Source organism: Haemophilus sp. SZY H53, from assembly GCF_054332375.1.
In genome coordinates this window covers 53,308-70,428 of sequence record NZ_JBTGNV010000001.1, presented here as the reverse complement: position 1 = coordinate 70,428, position 17,121 = coordinate 53,308, and the positions used below count along the sequence as shown (strand labels likewise).

At 41.9% G+C, this 17,121-nt stretch carries 27 protein-coding genes; 26 read left to right on the top strand and 1 reads right to left on the bottom strand.

Annotation, left to right across the window (positions count from 1 at the left end; translation table 11 throughout):
- The first annotated feature begins 135 nt into the window (after positions 1–135).
- The 12 genes from ACXVWB_RS00435 (at position 136) to ACXVWB_RS00380 (ending at position 5,921) form a co-directional block, all read left to right on the top strand.
- The gene (locus ACXVWB_RS00435) at positions 136–963 is read left to right on the top strand and encodes a GPO family capsid scaffolding protein (RefSeq protein ID WP_458472647.1); all 828 of its coding nucleotides are present in this window, start codon (positions 136–138) and stop codon (positions 961–963) included.
- Between the two features lie 10 nt (positions 964–973).
- A complete protein-coding gene (locus tag ACXVWB_RS00430; protein WP_289901813.1) occupies positions 974–2,035 on the top strand; it encodes a phage major capsid protein, P2 family in 1,062 nt (353 codons plus the stop codon).
- Positions 2,035–2,697 carry a phage terminase small subunit gene (locus ACXVWB_RS00425; RefSeq protein WP_118856167.1) on the top strand — a complete coding sequence of 221 codons (663 nt, stop codon included), beginning with the start codon at positions 2,035–2,037 and terminating at the stop codon, positions 2,695–2,697. The genes ACXVWB_RS00430 and ACXVWB_RS00425 overlap by 1 nt, the downstream gene beginning before the upstream one ends.
- Positions 2,698–2,821: 124 nt before the next feature.
- Positions 2,822–3,328 carry a head completion/stabilization protein gene (locus ACXVWB_RS00420; RefSeq protein WP_289901814.1) on the top strand — a complete coding sequence of 169 codons (507 nt, stop codon included), beginning with the start codon at positions 2,822–2,824 and terminating at the stop codon, positions 3,326–3,328.
- On the top strand, positions 3,328–3,537 hold the full coding sequence (locus ACXVWB_RS00415; protein ID WP_005641176.1) for a tail protein X: 210 nt from the start codon (positions 3,328–3,330) through the stop codon (positions 3,535–3,537). Before ACXVWB_RS00420 ends, ACXVWB_RS00415 begins: the two co-directional genes overlap by 1 nt.
- A 1-nt stretch (position 3,538) precedes the next feature.
- Complete coding sequence (locus tag ACXVWB_RS00410) at positions 3,539–3,760, top strand: phage holin (protein WP_289901815.1); 222 nt, start codon at positions 3,539–3,541, stop codon at positions 3,758–3,760.
- Entirely contained in the window at positions 3,753–4,271 is a 519-nt protein-coding gene (locus ACXVWB_RS00405) for a lysozyme (RefSeq protein ID WP_289901816.1), read from the top strand. Before ACXVWB_RS00410 ends, ACXVWB_RS00405 begins: the two co-directional genes overlap by 8 nt.
- Positions 4,256–4,606, top strand: a complete 351-nt coding sequence (locus tag ACXVWB_RS00400) for a chemotaxis protein (protein ID WP_289901817.1) — start codon at positions 4,256–4,258, stop codon at positions 4,604–4,606. The genes ACXVWB_RS00405 and ACXVWB_RS00400 overlap by 16 nt, the downstream gene beginning before the upstream one ends.
- On the top strand, positions 4,521–4,784 hold the full coding sequence (gene lysC / locus ACXVWB_RS00395; RefSeq protein WP_458485184.1) for an Rz1-like lysis system protein LysC: 264 nt from the start codon (positions 4,521–4,523) through the stop codon (positions 4,782–4,784). The genes ACXVWB_RS00400 and lysC overlap by 86 nt, the downstream gene beginning before the upstream one ends.
- A complete protein-coding gene (locus ACXVWB_RS00390; RefSeq protein ID WP_179227406.1) occupies positions 4,781–4,996 on the top strand; it encodes a TraR/DksA family transcriptional regulator in 216 nt (71 codons plus the stop codon). The genes lysC and ACXVWB_RS00390 overlap by 4 nt, the downstream gene beginning before the upstream one ends.
- Positions 4,993–5,463 carry a phage tail protein gene (locus tag ACXVWB_RS00385; protein ID WP_458485183.1) on the top strand — a complete coding sequence of 157 codons (471 nt, stop codon included), beginning with the start codon at positions 4,993–4,995 and terminating at the stop codon, positions 5,461–5,463. Before ACXVWB_RS00390 ends, ACXVWB_RS00385 begins: the two co-directional genes overlap by 4 nt.
- Positions 5,463–5,921, top strand: coding sequence for a phage virion morphogenesis protein (locus ACXVWB_RS00380; protein WP_458485182.1), 459 nt, complete (start codon positions 5,463–5,465; stop codon positions 5,919–5,921). The genes ACXVWB_RS00385 and ACXVWB_RS00380 overlap by 1 nt, the downstream gene beginning before the upstream one ends.
- Here ACXVWB_RS00380 and ACXVWB_RS00375 read toward each other — a convergent pair.
- Positions 5,899–6,159 (bottom strand): hypothetical protein, encoded by a 261-nt coding sequence (locus ACXVWB_RS00375; protein ID WP_116945372.1) that lies wholly within the window; start codon positions 6,157–6,159, stop codon positions 5,899–5,901. The two genes, ACXVWB_RS00380 and ACXVWB_RS00375, sit on opposite strands and share 23 nt — an antisense overlap.
- A gap of 69 nt (positions 6,160–6,228) precedes the next feature.
- On the opposite strand from ACXVWB_RS00375, the gene ACXVWB_RS00370 reads away from it, so the two are divergent.
- From ACXVWB_RS00370 to ACXVWB_RS00305, 14 genes are all read left to right on the top strand, one after another.
- Complete coding sequence (locus ACXVWB_RS00370) at positions 6,229–9,381, top strand: phage tail tape measure protein (RefSeq protein WP_458485181.1); 3,153 nt, start codon at positions 6,229–6,231, stop codon at positions 9,379–9,381.
- Positions 9,382–9,485: 104 nt separating this feature from the next.
- On the top strand, positions 9,486–10,031 hold the full coding sequence (locus ACXVWB_RS00365) for a phage baseplate assembly protein V (RefSeq protein ID WP_458485180.1): 546 nt from the start codon (positions 9,486–9,488) through the stop codon (positions 10,029–10,031).
- Positions 10,031–10,369, top strand: a complete 339-nt coding sequence (locus ACXVWB_RS00360; protein ID WP_005633786.1) for a GPW/gp25 family protein — start codon at positions 10,031–10,033, stop codon at positions 10,367–10,369. The genes ACXVWB_RS00365 and ACXVWB_RS00360 overlap by 1 nt, the downstream gene beginning before the upstream one ends.
- A complete protein-coding gene (locus tag ACXVWB_RS00355) occupies positions 10,366–11,280 on the top strand; it encodes a baseplate assembly protein (RefSeq protein WP_458485179.1) in 915 nt (304 codons plus the stop codon). Before ACXVWB_RS00360 ends, ACXVWB_RS00355 begins: the two co-directional genes overlap by 4 nt.
- Positions 11,270–11,806: a phage tail protein I gene (locus ACXVWB_RS00350; protein ID WP_369866710.1), complete on the top strand. Its 537-nt coding sequence runs from the start codon at positions 11,270–11,272 to the stop codon at positions 11,804–11,806. The genes ACXVWB_RS00355 and ACXVWB_RS00350 overlap by 11 nt, the downstream gene beginning before the upstream one ends.
- Before the next feature lie 8 nt (positions 11,807–11,814).
- The gene (locus ACXVWB_RS00345; RefSeq protein WP_458485178.1) at positions 11,815–13,254 is read left to right on the top strand and encodes a phage tail protein; all 1,440 of its coding nucleotides are present in this window, start codon (positions 11,815–11,817) and stop codon (positions 13,252–13,254) included.
- Between the two features lie 12 nt (positions 13,255–13,266).
- Positions 13,267–13,884, top strand: coding sequence for a hypothetical protein (locus ACXVWB_RS00340; protein ID WP_297567555.1), 618 nt, complete (start codon positions 13,267–13,269; stop codon positions 13,882–13,884).
- Positions 13,863–14,141, top strand: coding sequence for a DNA helicase UvrD (locus ACXVWB_RS00335; RefSeq protein WP_297567558.1), 279 nt, complete (start codon positions 13,863–13,865; stop codon positions 14,139–14,141). The genes ACXVWB_RS00340 and ACXVWB_RS00335 overlap by 22 nt, the downstream gene beginning before the upstream one ends.
- A complete protein-coding gene (locus ACXVWB_RS00330) occupies positions 14,134–14,397 on the top strand; it encodes a hypothetical protein (RefSeq protein ID WP_297567561.1) in 264 nt (87 codons plus the stop codon). The genes ACXVWB_RS00335 and ACXVWB_RS00330 overlap by 8 nt, the downstream gene beginning before the upstream one ends.
- Positions 14,387–14,611, top strand: a complete 225-nt coding sequence (locus ACXVWB_RS00325; RefSeq protein WP_297567563.1) for a hypothetical protein — start codon at positions 14,387–14,389, stop codon at positions 14,609–14,611. Before ACXVWB_RS00330 ends, ACXVWB_RS00325 begins: the two co-directional genes overlap by 11 nt.
- A gap of 149 nt (positions 14,612–14,760) precedes the next feature.
- Positions 14,761–15,945, top strand: coding sequence for a phage tail sheath subtilisin-like domain-containing protein (locus ACXVWB_RS00320; protein WP_458485177.1), 1,185 nt, complete (start codon positions 14,761–14,763; stop codon positions 15,943–15,945).
- A 3-nt stretch (positions 15,946–15,948) separates the two neighbouring features.
- A complete protein-coding gene (locus ACXVWB_RS00315; RefSeq protein WP_005642260.1) occupies positions 15,949–16,455 on the top strand; it encodes a phage major tail tube protein in 507 nt (168 codons plus the stop codon).
- A gap of 88 nt (positions 16,456–16,543) precedes the next feature.
- Positions 16,544–16,843 (top strand): phage tail assembly protein, encoded by a 300-nt coding sequence (locus tag ACXVWB_RS00310; RefSeq protein WP_112130604.1) that lies wholly within the window; start codon positions 16,544–16,546, stop codon positions 16,841–16,843.
- Entirely contained in the window at positions 16,843–16,989 is a 147-nt protein-coding gene (locus tag ACXVWB_RS00305) for a GpE family phage tail protein (RefSeq protein WP_289901830.1), read from the top strand. Before ACXVWB_RS00310 ends, ACXVWB_RS00305 begins: the two co-directional genes overlap by 1 nt.
- Positions 16,990–17,121: the final 132 nt, after the last annotated feature.

Here is a 17,121-nt window from a genome sequence, read left to right as displayed (position 1 = left end):
ATAGAAAGGAGGCGAATGTTAGTCTTTCCGCTTGCTCTGTGAATCGGCATACAACAAAAGCAACTCATAGACCACCAAAATTAAACCTTTCAGAATAATGGCAATCTTTGAATCAAACCAAACAAAGGATAAGCAATGGCAAAAACTTCAAAATGGTTTGTAGTCGCAACGGAAGGGGCAACTACAGACGGTCGCACAATCAATCGCACTTTGATTGAACAAATGGCGGCAAATTATGACCCTAAAAAATACGGTGCACGCATTAATCTTGAACACATTAAATGGCGTTATATGTGGAACGATGATCCGCACTCAAAATGCTATGGTGATGTGGTTGGTTTAAAAACGGAAGAAAATGCTGAAGGTAAATTGCAGTTACTGGCTCAAATCGACCCAACGGACGATTTAATCAAACTCAATAAAGAACGCCAAAAAATCTACACATCAATTGAATGTGATCCTAATTTCGCCGACACAGGTGAAGCCTATTTAGTCGGTTTGGCTGTAACGGACAATCCTGCAAGTCTTGGCACAGAAATGTTGGTATTTTCTGCCGGTGCAAGCGCAAATCCTCTCAACAACCGCAAAGAAAAAGCCGAAAACCTTTTCACTGCCGCAATTGAAACCGAATTAGAGTTTGAAGAAGTGAAAGAAAAAGGGCTGTCTGTCTTTGCCAAAATCCGCGCATTATTTGCAGACAAAGAAAAAACCGACGATGAACGCTTTGCCGACCAAACGCAAGCCATTGAGCTTTTAGCGGGACAAACCAAAGAAACATTGGAAAAATTGACCGTACTTTCTGCCGATTTAGCAAAACAGCAAACCGAATTAACAGAAGTGAAAGCAACCAATGAAAGCATTCAAGCCAAATTCACCACGCTTGAAAAAACACCGTCCGCCGACTTTGGCAAACGTCCAATCGTTGCCGGTGAAGGTAAATCAGAATTTTTAACCGATTGCTAAAGGAACAACCATGCGAAACGAAACTAAACAGAAATTTAATGCCTATGTGGCCCGTGTCGCCGAATTAAACGGTGTAACAAGTAATGATGTGGCAGAAACATTTTCCGTCACCCCAAGCGTAGAGCAAAAACTGATTGAAAAAGTAATGTTAAGTTCGAACTTCTTACAATGGATTAATGTCGTTCGTGATCCATTAATGGAAGCGGAATTGGTCGGTCTTGAAGTGGCTTCCGCGATTGCAAGCACCACTGACACCAATACCAAAGAGCGCGAAACCAAAGATATTTCCAAAATGACTGGTCGCAAATATAAATGCGAACAAGTCAATTTCGACACGCATATTCCATGGGCAAAACTCGACCAATGGGCGAAACACCCTGACTTCCAGAAAAAATTGGCGAATTTAACGCAAAAAACCATCGCCTTAAACCTCATTATGATGGGGCTAAACGGCACAAGTCGCAGTGAAACCTCCGATTTGTCTTCAAATCCGAAACTGCAAGACGTGAAAAAAGGTTGGCTACAACAATTACGTGACGATATGCCAACACATGTAATGAACGGTGCAAATACTGAGAACAAAATCAAAGTGGGTAAAGGTCAAGCCAAAAACCACGGATATGAAAACATTGATGCCTTAGTGCTTGATGCAGTCAACACCTTAATTGATGAAGTTTACGCCGATGACACCGAATTGGTGGTTATCTGCGGTCGTGAAATCTTAAACGATAAATACTTCAACATCGTTAACACGGATTTAAAACCAACGGATGACCTTGCAAGCCAAGTGATCATCTCACAAAAACAAATCGGTGGTTTAAAAGCGATCCGCGTCCCATTCTTCCCGAAAAACTCAATCCTGATCACCCGATTGGATAATTTATCCATCTACATTCAGGAAGGGTCAATGCGCCGTTTCATTAAGAATAATCCGAAACGCAACCGTGTAGAAGATTACTTGTCGCAAAACATCGACTACAAAGTCGAAGAATACGGTTGCGCGGCATTAATCGAAAACATCACGTTTGAAGATGTTGAAGAAAAAAAATCAACTTCTGAAGAACATCAATAATGGCTGAACGTCTTTCACCCGCACAAATTCATCTTCGTACCATTTCCGCTGCTGTGGCTCACGCAGCGGAAACCGAAGATCTAAGCGACTTTACGGAATATGAAAAAATGTGCCGTATTCTTGCGAGACATCGAAAGGATTTGAAAAACATCCAATCAACGGAACGCAAAGGCGCATTTAAAAAGCAAATTTTGCCTGACTATCTACCATGGATTGAAGGGGCGTTATCGGTCGGAAGTGGTAAACAAGATAATGTCTTGATGACATGGTGCGTGTGGGCGATTGACTGTGGCGAATATCATCTCGCCTTACAGATTGCCGATTATGCCGTATTTCATGATTTACGCTTGCCCGAGCCATTCACCCGAACACTTGGCACTTTGTTGGCAGAAGAATTTGCCGACCAAGCCAAAGCCGCACAAGCCGCCAATAAACCGTTTGAAGTGGCTTACTTAGAGCAAGTCCAACGCATCACCGCTGATTGCGATATGCCCGATGAAAGCCGTGCGCGATTATTGCGTGAATTGGGCTTGTTATTGGTTGAAAAGAACCCTGAACAAGCACTGGCATATTTAGAACGTGCTTTGGGTTTAGATCAGAAAATTGGCGTGAAAGGCGATATTAAAAAATTACGTAAGCAATTAAACAAAGCCGATGAATAATCGGTTTTGGTAAAGAGCAAACCACGCAGCCGTCGGGCGGATTAAAAGTGCGGTCAAATTCTGACGGATTTATTGGCCGTGCTTAATTTAATCCTCACCCGACTTTTTTTATAAGGGTAAATCAATGAGCGACGGCGCAATATCAGTCAAACTTGCCCCCGATTATGAAATGGGCGAAGTACAGCAACAGTTAAATGATGACGATACGTCAGATGACATTATCAGTAATGATAGTTTCTTCCCCGATATGTCACTTGCTCAATTTCGTAATCAATACCGTGCAGACGGCACCATTACCACACAACGTTTACAAGATGCCTTGATTGAGGGCATGGCAAGCGTCAATGCGGAACTCTCCACGTTTAAAACCCAAAGCAAACACGACAGTTTAGAACAAATCACTGCCCCATCAATCAATGGCGAAAGCGTGCTGATTTATCGTTATAAACGTGCGGTAAGTTGCTTGGCACTAGCAAACCTTTATGAACGCTATGCAAGCTATGACAGCACCAATGATGGCGAAAAGAAAATGGCGCAACTCAAAGACAGCATTGATGAATTACGTCGTGATGCTCGCTTTGCGATTAGCGACATATTGGGCCGAAAACGCGTCGATGCGGAGTTAATCTAATGCAAGTTTACGCACAACAAAATGACAATTTAGACGCCATTCTTTATCGACATTTTGGGCGCAGTGAAGGCTTGCTCGAAATAACATGCGAACTCAATCCGCATTTAATGGACAAGCCCATTATTCCCATAGGTACCCCAGTCATATTGCCAGAAGCTGATACAGAAAAAATTAGTGTGGCAAATGACACAATTCAACTTTGGAGCTGATATGCACGACACACCATCAAGAGCGTCTTACACATCAGGAATATTCGCTTTCTTAATTGGACGCATTGCCGATATGTTCTCAAATGTAAATTGGGCTGATGTCGCATCGGTTACAGGTATTGTGATTGGTGTCGCGACCTTTCTTGTGAATTGGTATTACAAGAAAAAAGATTTTGAATTAAAAGAAAAAGAATTAAATCAACGGAACCATCACCATGATTAAACGATCAGCAAAATACGTCTGTGCCGTCACGGCTGTTGTTGGACTTGTTATCGCCACTCATGGGAATGAAATTCGCACATCAGAAAAAGGCTTGTTGTTGATTGGCAATGCAGAAGGTTGCATGCAAAAACCCTATCAATGCCCCGCTGATGTTTTAACTGTTGGGATTGGCACAACGGATGCAGTAGAAAGAATTAATCGAAATAAAATTTACACCTTGCAAGAAGTAGCCGAATTATACACGAAAGGCATTAAGCAAGCCGAAAAGTGCGTGAATACCTATGCAAACGGTCAAGCTATGCCACAAGGGGGATTTGATGCGTTGACATCAATCACATTCAATGTTGGATGTGGTCGATTAAAAAATAGCACCCTTTTTAAAATGGCACGGAAAGGATACAGCAAAGGAATGTGCGGTCAATTTGGACGATGGATTTACGCAGACGGAAAACCACTGAAAGGCTTAATTGAAAGACGACAAAAGGAGACGGCATTATGTTTGGGTTCTTAACGAAAAAAGAAAAATACATTTTATTGGTTGGCCCGCTCATGCTTGTGGCAATTATCCTGTTTCAAGGGTGGCAAGCTAACCACTGGCGAGCCGAAGCCACCAAAGAAGAACAATTAAAATTACAGTGGGTAGAATCTTACATGGCATTGAATGAAAGCGTGGATAAATTCAATAAGCAACAAAAAGCACTCACGGAAGCCGTAAATCAATTAAAAATCTCTCAAACCAAGCAAACACAGGATTTAAAACATGCACTTAAAAAACACCAAGATTGGGCTGACACTTTTATCCCTGATGATATTAGCAGCGTGTTCAACAGCCCCGAAAATCATTAAACAGCCAATTCTATGCCCGCAAGTTGCAGAATGTACGACATTTGCCACCACAATTAAAACTAACGGCGATTTGGCGAGCGCCTATCTACAAAGCCAACAAAAGCTAAGTGTATGCATTGTTGAAAATCAAGCATTAAAGAAATGCATTGATGAATTTAATAAAAAGGAACAGCCATGACAGATCAATTCGACCGAGCACAACAGCTCGAAGAAATGCAACGTGAAATCGCCCTCAAAAAACACCGCACTTTCCAGGCGGTAAGTCGCCTTTATTGTGAAGATTGCGATGCCCCCATCCCCGAAAAGCGCAGACAAATGATTCAAGGCGTAACACGTTGCGTAGCTTGCCAACAAAGATTTGAAATGCAACAACGGAATTTTCGCAAATGAAAAAACCAAACCAACTGCGTAAAATCCTTGAACAAAGTCACGCCGACTTTGTAAAAAATCCCGACCATCTACAACTTTATGTGGACGGTGGGCAAATTGTCGCAACGGGTGCTGCATCATTTAGTTTTGAATATCGTTACACACTCAATGTCGTGGTGACTGATTATGCAGGCGATATTGCCACCTTGATTGTGCCAATAATGGCTTATCTGCGCACAAATCAACCTGAAATATTAGAAAATCCACAAATTCGAGAGAATGCATTTAAATTCCAGGTGGATTACAACAATAACAACACCGCTGACATTAGTTTCGAAATCCAACTCACTGAACGTGTCGTATCGAAAAAAGACGGGAATAACGTGCAGATCCATTATGCAAAAGAACCAGTATGGGACGAACCAACCCGCGTAAAAGTCTATTTGGAAAACTGGGATTCATTAATTTTTGAGGGTGATATCGTCTAATGGCAACAGTAGAAGAAGTTCAGGCAAAATTGACCGCACTTATAGCCAATCTTTCTCCACAGGCCCGCAGACAGCTTGGGCGAAAAATCGGGCAAGCCTTGCGAAAAAGCCAATCAAACCGAATTGCACGCCAACAAAATCCCGATGGTTCTGTCTTTAAACCGAGAAAACCACGTAAAGAATTTGGAAAAAAGAAAGGACGAATCAAACGCAAAGCCATGTTCGCCAAACTCCGCACCGCCCGTCATTTAAAAGTGCGGTCAAATGGTAACGAAGTTTCAGTGGGTTTTAATGGTTCAAGTGCTGCCATTGCTGCAGTGCATCAATACGGTTTAAGTGCTAGCCCATCTAAAAATAAAGATTTCAAAGTGCAATATGCCCAGCGTGAATTACTAGGCTTTAGTGATAGTGATTTAGAAATGATTGAAGATTTAATTATTGAGAAATTAAGCCTTTAGATTTGAGGTGTTTGCGAATGATGTGTATCCAATAGGCATAAACAACTAATGCAGCCATACCGAGAAAAAAATTAACTTCGACAAGCCACAATACTGAGCCAATCATCAACATATAAATGAAAATAGCTGGAGCAGCGATGATCAGAGAAACAAACCAAGGCACTGCAATTACACCAAAACCAATTGCAAGCCCAAGTAAGCCAACAGACAGAATAAATAATGAAAGTATCGCAATCATATCCCCCCCTTTTGCTTACTCGATTATTGAGCTAAATAATTAATCTTGTCAATAGAAAAGTGAATAAAAATGAATAATTTACAACTTACCGTCTTATTAAATGCCATTGATAAAATGTCTGCTCCAGTTCGCAGTGCATCTAAAAGCGTTCATGAGCTATCGGCAAAACTAAAAGAAAGCAAATCGATTCATCGACAACTAAATCAGCAAAATAAGCAGCATCAAGCTGCAATGAAACAATATGCTTCTGCTATCAACCCATTGAAATCAAAATTAGATTCACTGAATCAAGAATTAGAGCAAGCAAAACAAAAAGCCGCATCTTATGCTCAATATATGAAGAATGCTCAACATCCTACTGCAGGCTTTCAAAAGGAAGTAGAGAAAGCGAAAAGTGCGGTAAACAAACTCAAGCAAGAACAAATTGATGCAGCAAATAAATTACAGCAAGCACGCCAAGAATTAGCAAGATCAGGCATTTCCGCAGAGAAACTCGCGCAAAAACAAAGAGAACTACAGAAAAACACCAAAAGTGCAACGGATCAAATTAAAAATCAAGAAGCCGCATTGAAAAAACTCAACGCAAAACAGGCTGCTTACAATCAATACCGTGGACAAGTTGAAACGCTCAAAAATATTAGTGGAAAAGCACAAATTATTGGCGCTCAAGCCTCTGCTGCGAGTACAACGATCACAGCACCAATTGTCAATTCCATTCGAGATTTTATGTCGTTTGAAGATGTTATGGCGGGGGTTGCTCGCCAAGTTCCAGGGCTAAAAGACAAATTTGGGCAATTTACCCCTAAATACGATGAATGGAAAAACAAGATTAAACAGCTTTCAACCGAATTACCTCTTACCACAAATCAAATTGGTGATATGGTTACTGCTGCAGCGAGAATGGATATTCAGGAAAATGAATTGGAAGATTTTATTCGCTTAAATACCCAAATGGCAACAGCATTTGATGCAGAAAACCCCGATGAATTAGTAGAGTTATTTGGTAAAGTACAGAAAAACTTTAAATTAACCACCAAAGATGCCAAAGAGCTAGCCGATACTATTAACTATTTAGATGATAATGCCATTTCAAAGGGGACAGATATTATTAATTTCCTAAATAATACATCAGGAATTGGTAATTTAGTCAAAATTAGTGAAAAGAATCTTGCTGCACTTGGTTCAACTTTATTAACTGCAGGAAACGACGCCAGTACATCAGCCAAAGCAATCGAAAGTACGTTCAACCGTCTAAGTAAAGCCACTAGAATGAAACCGGTTAATAACGGACTAAAAGCGTTAGGTTTAGATCCAAAAGCGATTCAAAAAGCAATGGTAAAAGATGCCAAAGGCACATTAATGATGATTGTTGAAAAAATAAAAAAATTGCCTAAACATTTACAGGCTGGCGTAATTAGCGATATTGCAGGAGGAAATTATAATACCCAATTAGCAGGGCTTGTTGCCAATACCGAAGAATGGCGCAGACAAATTGAACTGGCAAATAGTGAAGAAGCTAAAAATAGTATGGCTAGGGAATTTCAAACTAGAATGACTACTTTATCAGCAAAATGGCAATTATTTAAAAATCGTTTATTCAACGTAAATAGTTCTGTAGGAGCCAGTTTAAAAGATTCGATGACTAGCTTAATGGACGGGGTTGGCAATTTGCTTGATAAAATCGAGACATGGATTGATGAACATCCTAAATTAACCTCTACTATAGCAAAAACAGCAGCTGCAATCGGGGGAAGTTTAAGTCTATTTGGTGCATTAAGCCTTGCTTTAAGTTTTATACTTTACCCAGCCGCCCGGCTATTTTTAGGCTTATCCAAATTAAACGTAATTCTTCCTAAATTTTCAGGACATTTATCATCTGCAGGTCGGCTCATCTTAAGAGGATTACTTTCTCCGCTAAAATTAATTGCACTGGCTATCAGTCCACTAGGGATAGCTTTATTGGCCGTTGCTGCATTAATTTATAAATACTGGCAACCTATTAAAGCCTTTTTCGGCGGTTTTTGGGAGGGCTTAAAATTAGGACTTGCGCCCGTTATTGAAAAATTTAAACCACTTGGCAATCTCTTTGGCGTAGTCGTTGGCTGGATTGAAAAAGCCGTAAAATGGTTTACGGATTTACTTTCACCAGTGCAAACCACTCAAAAAGATTTAGATGCTGCCGCAAGTGCGGGTAAAAAATTTGGCGAATGGCTTGCAGCAGGGATTGATTTGGTCACAAAACCATTGCAATGGGTGATGGATAGCATCAAATGGATTGTTGACAATATGCCAAGCGTTGAGGGAATCGGAAAAGCCATCGACAAAGGCAATCAAATTTCCCAACAAGCCCAACAAATCAAACGCGAAGGCATTACGGAAGCATTTGGTAATGGCTTTTGGGGAAGAACAATGCAGATCTTAAGCGACCCCGATCTACAACATTGGAAAGGCGGCTTTGTTAAAGGCTGGGCAACTGGAGGATATACTGGCAACGGCGGCAAATACGAACCAGCTGGCATTGTCCACGGTGGCGAATACGTGATGACGAAAGAAGCCACATCTCGACTTGGCATAAATACACTCAACGCCCTTAATTACGGCAAACAAGCACTTATTGCGGGCGGATTAGGGATCAGCGTTGCAACCGCCGCCCCTGTGCAAGTTGATACTCGTGCACCAATTAAATGGGTAATCGATAATATGCCAGGTATTCAGGCGGGAGCAAAAATTATTGAAAATGCTAAACAATCAAGAAATGAAGAAACAAACAAGGTTATCAAATCAGGGAGTACAACTGAAAGAACGCTCGATGCACTTTCTGATTGGAATATGTATTCTTCAGGCGGCTACACCGGCAATGGCGGCAAATATGAACCCATGGGCATTGTCCACGGTGGCGAATACGTGATGACGAAAGAAGCCACATCTCGACTTGGCATAAATACACTCAACGCCCTTAATTACGGTAAACAAGCACTTATTGCGGGTGGATTAGGGATCAGTGTTGTAACCGCCGCCCCTGTGCAAGTTGATACTCGCGCACCAATATCCACTCGTCCAGTAATGACTCAATCCAATCAGCCAATGAGTGTAAACATCACAATCCATGCTGCACAAGGCATGGACGAACGAGCCATCGCACAACAAGTAGCAAAAGAAATACAACGCATCGAAAACCAACGCCAAGCAAGGGCTAGAAGTTCAATGTGGGACAGAGCATAATCAAAGGGCGCAAGCCCTTTTTTTGTTACCGACTATTCCACACGCTCCCCCACTCGCCACGCCACACAATATTGCCAACAATAAGGCATTTTCTTTAACTATGAATGCCTATGTCTGCTGAATTACAACGAAAACTAGACAACATTATCCGCTTTGGGGTGATTGCTGAAGTGAATCACGCCACCGCACGTGCTCGCGTAAAGAGCGGTGACATTCTCACAGAGTTTTTACCATTCATCACACCTCGTGCGGGTACAACTAAAACCTGGTCGCCACCTACGGTGGGCGAACAATGTGTAATGTTATCGGTTAGTGGCGAATTTACCACTGCTTGCATATTAGTTGGGCTTTATACACAAAATAGCCCTAGCCAATCGCCCAATGAACACGTAATTGAATTTGCTGACGGCGCCAAAATCACTTACAACCAATCAAGTGGCGCATTGGTTGTCACAGGCATCAAAACCGCCAGTATTACTGCCGCTAATCAAATTGACATTGACTGCCCCACTATCAATATCAAAGGCAATGTGAATATTGACGGAAAGGTAACATCAACAGGCGATATGGTCGCAGGGGGAATCAGTCAAATTAACCATAAACACAGTGGCGTACAAGGTGGCCCAAGTAAAACAGGAAAACCAGAATAATGAATCGATACACTGGCGAAACATTAAAAAACGAAAGCGACCACATTAAACAATCCATTGCCGATATTTTGCTAACGCCAGTTGGCTCGCGTATTCAGCGGCGTGAATATGGCAGTTTAATCCCAATGTTAATAGACCGCCCTATTAGCCACACATTGTTATTACAACTGGCGGCTTGTGCCGTCACCGCGATTAATCGTTGGGAGCCTAGAGTACAGATCACACAATTTAAACCAGAATTGGTTGAAGGTGGCATTGTGGCAAGTTATGTCGCACGTAGTCGTAAAGATAACCAAGAAATGCACAACGAAAAACTATTTTTAGGACATAAACAATGAGCGAATTAGTCGATTTATCAAAACTAGATTCACCAAAAGTGCTAGAAGATTTAGATTTTGAAAGTTTGCTCGCAGACAGAAAAGCGGAATTTATCGCGCTTTTCCCACAATATGAAAGAGCATTTTGGCAGTCCCGATTAAGTTTAGAAAGTGAACCTATCACGAAATTATTACAAGAAGTGGTTTACTTACAGCTGATGGAAAGAAACCGCATCAACAACGCGGCAAAAGCCACAATGTTAGCCTATGCAAGCGGTTCAGATTTAGATGTAATTGCCGCCAATTACAATGTAAAAAGACAAGTCATTCAAGAGGCGAATAATAATGTTACGCCTAAAATCCCCGAAATTTTAGAAGATGACACCTCATTAAGATTGCGTACGCAATTAGCCTTTGAGGGGCTTTCTGTGGCGGGTCCTCGCTCTGCTTATATCTTCCACGCGCTCTCTGCACACCCTGATGTGGCAGATGTATCGGTGGTATCACCACAGCCTGCCAATGTCACCGTCACGATATTAAGCCGCAATGGTCAAGGTGAGGCTGACGAAAGCCTGTTAAATGTAGTTAGAGCAAAACTCAACGATGATGACATCCGCCCTATTGGCGACAGAGTTATTGTACAAAGTGCAGTAATTCAATCTTACGAAATCCGCGCCAAATTACATCTTTATCGTGGCCCTGAATACGAGCCAATCAAAGCTGCAGCATTAAAAAAATTGACTGCTTACACCGAAGAAAAACACCGTTTAGGGCGAGACATTAGCCTATCGGGTATTTATGCTGCCTTACATTTAGAAGGGGTGCAACGGGTAGAACTTCTCTCACCTACCGCCGACATTGTGCTACCAAGCTCAAAATCAGCCTACTGCACGGCAATTAATTTGGAGATCGTGACAAGTGATGATTACTAATCATTTACTGCCGATAGGCTCAACCCCATTAGAAAAACGTGCGGCTGAAATTCTAAAAAGTGCGGTAGAAAATCCCATTGTTATTGCAGATTTAATCAATCCTGAACGTTGTCCCGCTGAATTACTCCCTTATTTAGCTTGGGCGTTTTCGGTGGATAAATGGGACGAAAACTGGACGGAAGAAGTTAAACGCATTGCGATTAAACAGTCTTATTTTGTGCACAAACACAAAGGCACAATTGGCGCAGTAAAACGTGTGGTTGAGCCAATAGGCTATCTTATTGAACTGAAAGAATGGTTTCAAACTAATCCGCAAGGCACGCCTGGAACATTTAGCTTAACAGTGGAAGTGTCTGAAAGTGGTTTAAATGAACAAACCTATAACGAACTCGTGCGACTTATTAACGATGTTAAACCGGTATCAAGACATCTCAATCAGCTCGCTATCGCAATCTCACCAACAGGGGTACTCAGAACCTTTATTGGTCAGCATTGTGGTGAAATCATCACTGTATATCCACAATAGGAATATTTATGGCATCACAATATTTTGCAATATTAACCGAATACGGAACACGTGCTTTCGTCCAAGCATTAAGCCAAGGGCAACCGTTACAACTCACCAAATTTGCAGTGGGCGATGGCAATGGGAAAGCTGTCACACCAAAGGCCAGCGCCACAGCACTTGTACATCAAACGCACATTGCACCTGTAAGCGCCGTCTCTCTCGACCCACGCAATAATAAACAAATTATTGTGGAATTAACCATTCCTGAAAATATCGGCGGTTTTTATATCCGAGAAATGGGCGTTTTCGATAGCACAAACAAATTAGTGGCTTATGCAAATGCGCCTGAAAGCTTTAAGCCAAGACTCGAAAGCGGAAGCGGCAAAGTACAAGTGTTGCGGATGATTTTAAAAGTAAGCAATTCCCAAGCCGTTACATTAAGCATTGATAATTCGGTAATCTTTGTTACACGTCAGCAATTAACTCCACAAAAAATCACATCATCAACCACAAACGGATTTGATGAAAGCGGGCATACACACGAAATCGAAAAAGCCGACACAACAAAAGCGGGAATTGTACAACTCACAAATGACACAGGGCTTGACAGTGATAAGCTAGGATTATCAGCAAGAGCAGGCAAAAAACTGGCACAGCTAATCAGCAAGGTTCAACTCGCCCTTGGTAATTACATTCCAAACAACAAAAAATCAAATTCAGTCACTAGCAACAGCAATGACAATGTGGCGACATCATCAGCAGTTAAAATTGCTTATGATAAAGGAGTTGAAGCAAAAACTGCAGCAGATAACGCACAGCGTTCTGCCGATAATGCTAACACCAATGCAAACGGTAGAGTTTCTAAAAGCGGAGATGTGATTGACGGCGATTTTAGAATTAATGGCCAAAATGGAAGTTGGAGCAAGATTCAGTTTGGTTCTAAAATAGGCTTGTGGGAATTAGAAGTTCATCCAGATTCACATACTTCAGAAAACCGCCGATTCAATATGAAGTATAACGGAGATAAGGTAGTTTACTTGTCATTCCCAACTATCGGGGATAACAGTGAAATAGTCGCATATAGAAGTTGGGTTGAAACTAGATCAACACCGTGGAACAAGATATATGGGAAACCTGCATTCGCGACTAGATGGCCGACCGCAGCCGAACAAGGATATTCATATTATTTAGGTAAAACAGGTTGGATAAAGCTTCCTAGCGGGTTAATTATTCAATGGGGTCAAACACCCGTAAATCACAATGGGAAAAGCACCGATATTGTTTTCCCAATCGCATTCCCGATTCAGGTTATTAATATTCAATTAACTGAAAATCAAATGCGTACCGTTGCAGAGAACGCCACACACCTAGTAGCGCTTGATGTAACTAATACAAAATTTACATTCAAAATGAACTCAACCGGACATACTAGCACATCGGCATATTGGTTTGCTATTGGATATTAACGAGGTTTAAAAATGTACTTTTACGACAAAGAAACGAACGGATTTTATATTGACGGTATTCATGAAATTCCAAAAGGTGCAATAGAAATCACGGACGAAACCTACCGCACTTTATTAGATGGACAAGCCGCCGGTAAGCAAATTATTGCCAATAAGCAAGGTGATCCGGTTTTAGTTGACCCACAACCCAGTGAGACACATGTGTTAAATCCTAACAGCTTACAATGGGAAATTTCAGCCGAAAAACAAACCGCACTTTTAGCACAACAAAAAGAAGATTTACTCAATAAGTTAGCGGACAAATCCGACCAACTTAAAAATATCCTACTGGCAGGGTATCCACAAACGGAAATCGAAAGTTTTTACCGTCAGGAAAAAGAGGCTCTTGCATGGCAAGCCGACCACAGTACACCCACACCAATGCTTGCACAAATTGCGCGTGTACGTGGTGTGCCACTGGATATGCTAATTAGCAAAGTGATTGAAAAATCCGCTCAGTTTTCTGTGGTTATTGGCATCATTATTGGGCAACGTCAGGCATTTGAAGACCGTTTGCTGGCTTTAAAAACACCCGAGGAATTAACCGCACTTGAACAGGAGATTGAGCAATGGCAATTCCAAACAAATTAACACGCTATGGCTATCACGTTATTATCGCCTTAGACCAGTTGTTTAACGCCTTAACAGGTGGCGCAGCAGATGAAACTCTTTCTAGCCGCACTTATCGCGGTGCCATGTTAGCCGAGCAACCAAAAAAACGTTGGCGTGTGTTGTATCGTTTGATTAACGGCCTTTTCTTTGACCGCAATCACTGTAAAACGGCCTATGAAAGCGAGATTTCGGGCAAACAACATGATGAACGCTTTAAGGCGGTGCAACATGACTGATATTATCTTTAACTGGATTCGCGGAGATGATGAAGCGGAAACCTTAGTTTTTACCGAAGAAAACGGCGAACCCTTAGATTTTCCCGGCAGTCGATTTGATTGCGATATCGTGCCTTTAGGCAGTGCAAGCGAGAAGATTTGCCTATCAGGTTGGCAAAGATATTACCCAATTACAAGAGGCTGTAGCAGCATTACAAGCCGCCGCTACCGCTCAACAGGGGACAAAAACCAAATGGGTGCAAAAAGTGACGGCTAAACCAGGTACGGTTTTTGGCGGGACGGTAAAAATCAAAGTCAATCCTAACCTGGTCAATAAAATTTGTGCTGTTAAACAGGGGCATTATGCTCCAACATTTGAACAGTTGGATGACTATTTTGAAATACCAAAAGATGAAGATGCTTTTCCGGTTTATTTTATTGCCATTGCAGACCAAGAGGGACATGTGGATTTTGAGACTGAGGTGGGGTGATAAAAATAACGGCGGGTAATTCCGCCGTTTTATCCATCCGACTCTACCCAACCGCACTTTGTTAGTTTAAATACCACAACGCCAAGCGCTACCACTCGTTTTTAAATCCTTACAAAATAGCCCTATCTCTCAACAACAGGGCTAAAATTATGACAGATGAATATCTCCATGGGGTCAAGGTAACGGAAATTGCCGAAGCCTTGCGAACACTCACCACATCATCCACTGCCGTGATCGGTTTAGTGGCAACGGCAGCAGATGCAGACGCAACTGTTTTCCCACTCAACAAACCCACTCTTTTAACAGGTATCACCGCTGAAGTACAAGCGAAAGCCGGTAAACAAGGCACACTATCACGTGCGTTAGATGGCATTGCGGACATTGTGAATTGTAAAGTTGTCGTCATTCGCGTGGAAGAAAACGAAGATGAAAGCACCATGAAAGCCAATGTGATAGGTTCAGTCGATAACGAAGGCAATTATACTGGATTAAAAGCGTTCCTCGTGTCTGCTGCAGTTTGTGGTGTCAAACCACGTATTTTCTGTATCCCGAAATATGACAGCCAAGACGTCACCACCGAGCTTTTAAGCGTGGCTAAAAAATTGAATGGCTTTGTGTATGCATCGTGCGGTTCAGCAAAAACCAAAGAAGAAGCAGTGACATACGGTCGCAATTTCTCACAACGTGAATTAATGCTGATTTTCGGTGATTTCTTATCGTTTAACCCAAAAACAAAACAAACCGAAGTGGATTATGCCGTTGTTCGTGCTGCCGCAATGCGTGCATATCAAGACAAAGAATATGGCTGGCATACTTCAATTTCAAACAAAGGTTTAACTGGCGTAACGGGTGTCACCAAGCCACTTTCTTTTGATATTAACGACAGTGCAACAGACGTGAATTACCTCAACGAACAAGGCATTACTTGCTGTGTAAACCACAATGGCTTTAAGTTCTGGGGATTACGCACTCGTTCGGCTGACAAATTATTTATCTACGAAAACTACACTCGCACGGCACAAGTGTTGAAAGACACCATTGCGCAATCCTTTGACTGGGCGATGGATAAAGACATTTCTGTGAATCTGGTAAAAGAAATCGTAGAAGCGATCAACGCAAAATGGCGTGAATATGTGACACAAGGTTATTTAATCGGTGGGAAAGCATTTATCAAAGCCAACCTCAATACTGCCGCAACCTTAAAAGATGCAAAATTACTTGTGGCTTATGACTACTGCCCTGTTCCACCATTAGAACAACTTGGTTTCAACCAATACATTAGCGATGAATACCTTGTGGAATTTGCCGCAAACATTGCAAAAGTAGGAGCGTAAAAAATGGCATTACCTCGTAAACTCAAATTAATGAATTTTTTGGCTGACGGTAATTCTTACCGTGGCCAAGTCACCGAAATCACCCAACCTAAATTAGCCATGAAACTGGAAGAATACCGCGCAGGCGGAATGTTTGGCCCAGTGAAAGTGAATTTAGGGGTAGAAGGCTTGGAAGCGCAATTCAAGATGGGCGGTTACATGACCGAACTTATCAAAGAATTTGGCGGAAAAATTGACGGCACAGCATTACGTTTTGCGGGCGCCTATCAACAAGATGACACCGAAGAAGTGGTTTCAATCGAACTGGTCATGCGTGGTCGTTTCAGCGAAATTGACAACGGCACCAGTAAATCGGGCGATGACACCGAACAAAGCTACACCGTGCCATTAACCTACTACAAAATCATCGAAAACGGCAAAGACCTCGTGGAAATTGACCTAATCAATTCCGTTTTCATTGTCGGTGGCGTTGATCGTCTCGCAGAACATCGCGCAGCAATCGGCATTTAATTCACACACACCTTGCCCCGAAAGGGGCTTTTATTAAATCCCCCTCCCCTCTTTACAAAAAAAAGAGGGATTTTAAAGGAAACATAAAATGAAAACAGAAAACACCAAAATTATCACCTTAACCAACCCTATTACTCGTGGCGAAAACCAAATCACGGAAATCACCGTCAATAAACCAACGGTACCCGCATTAAAAGGCTTAAAAATGTTTGATGTGTTGCAAATGGATGTGGACGCATTACAAGTGTTACTTGTACGTGTCACCACACCTGTTTTACACAAATCCGACTTTGTCACTATGGAAGTGGCGGATTTTACCGAGCTTGCTGCGGCGGCTGTCGGTTTTTTAGGGAAGAACTCGGAAGTGGAAACCGAAGCGACCGAATAATGATTGCCGCCACGGTAGAAGATGCCATGGCGGACATTGCACTGATTTTTCATTGGCCACCACAAGCCTTTGAGCAAATGACATTTTCCGAATTAATGCAATGGCGAGAAAAAGCAAGAGAACGAAATGAAACAGAAACTGATTGATTATTTATTAAATATGCCACGGTATATTGTATGGCGTGGAATCTTCATTCTTTCCATTAACTTTTGGTTGCTTGTGATTTTCGGCATTGCATTTCTCTTTCGCTAATTCATCAAGTGCGGTCAGAAATCACG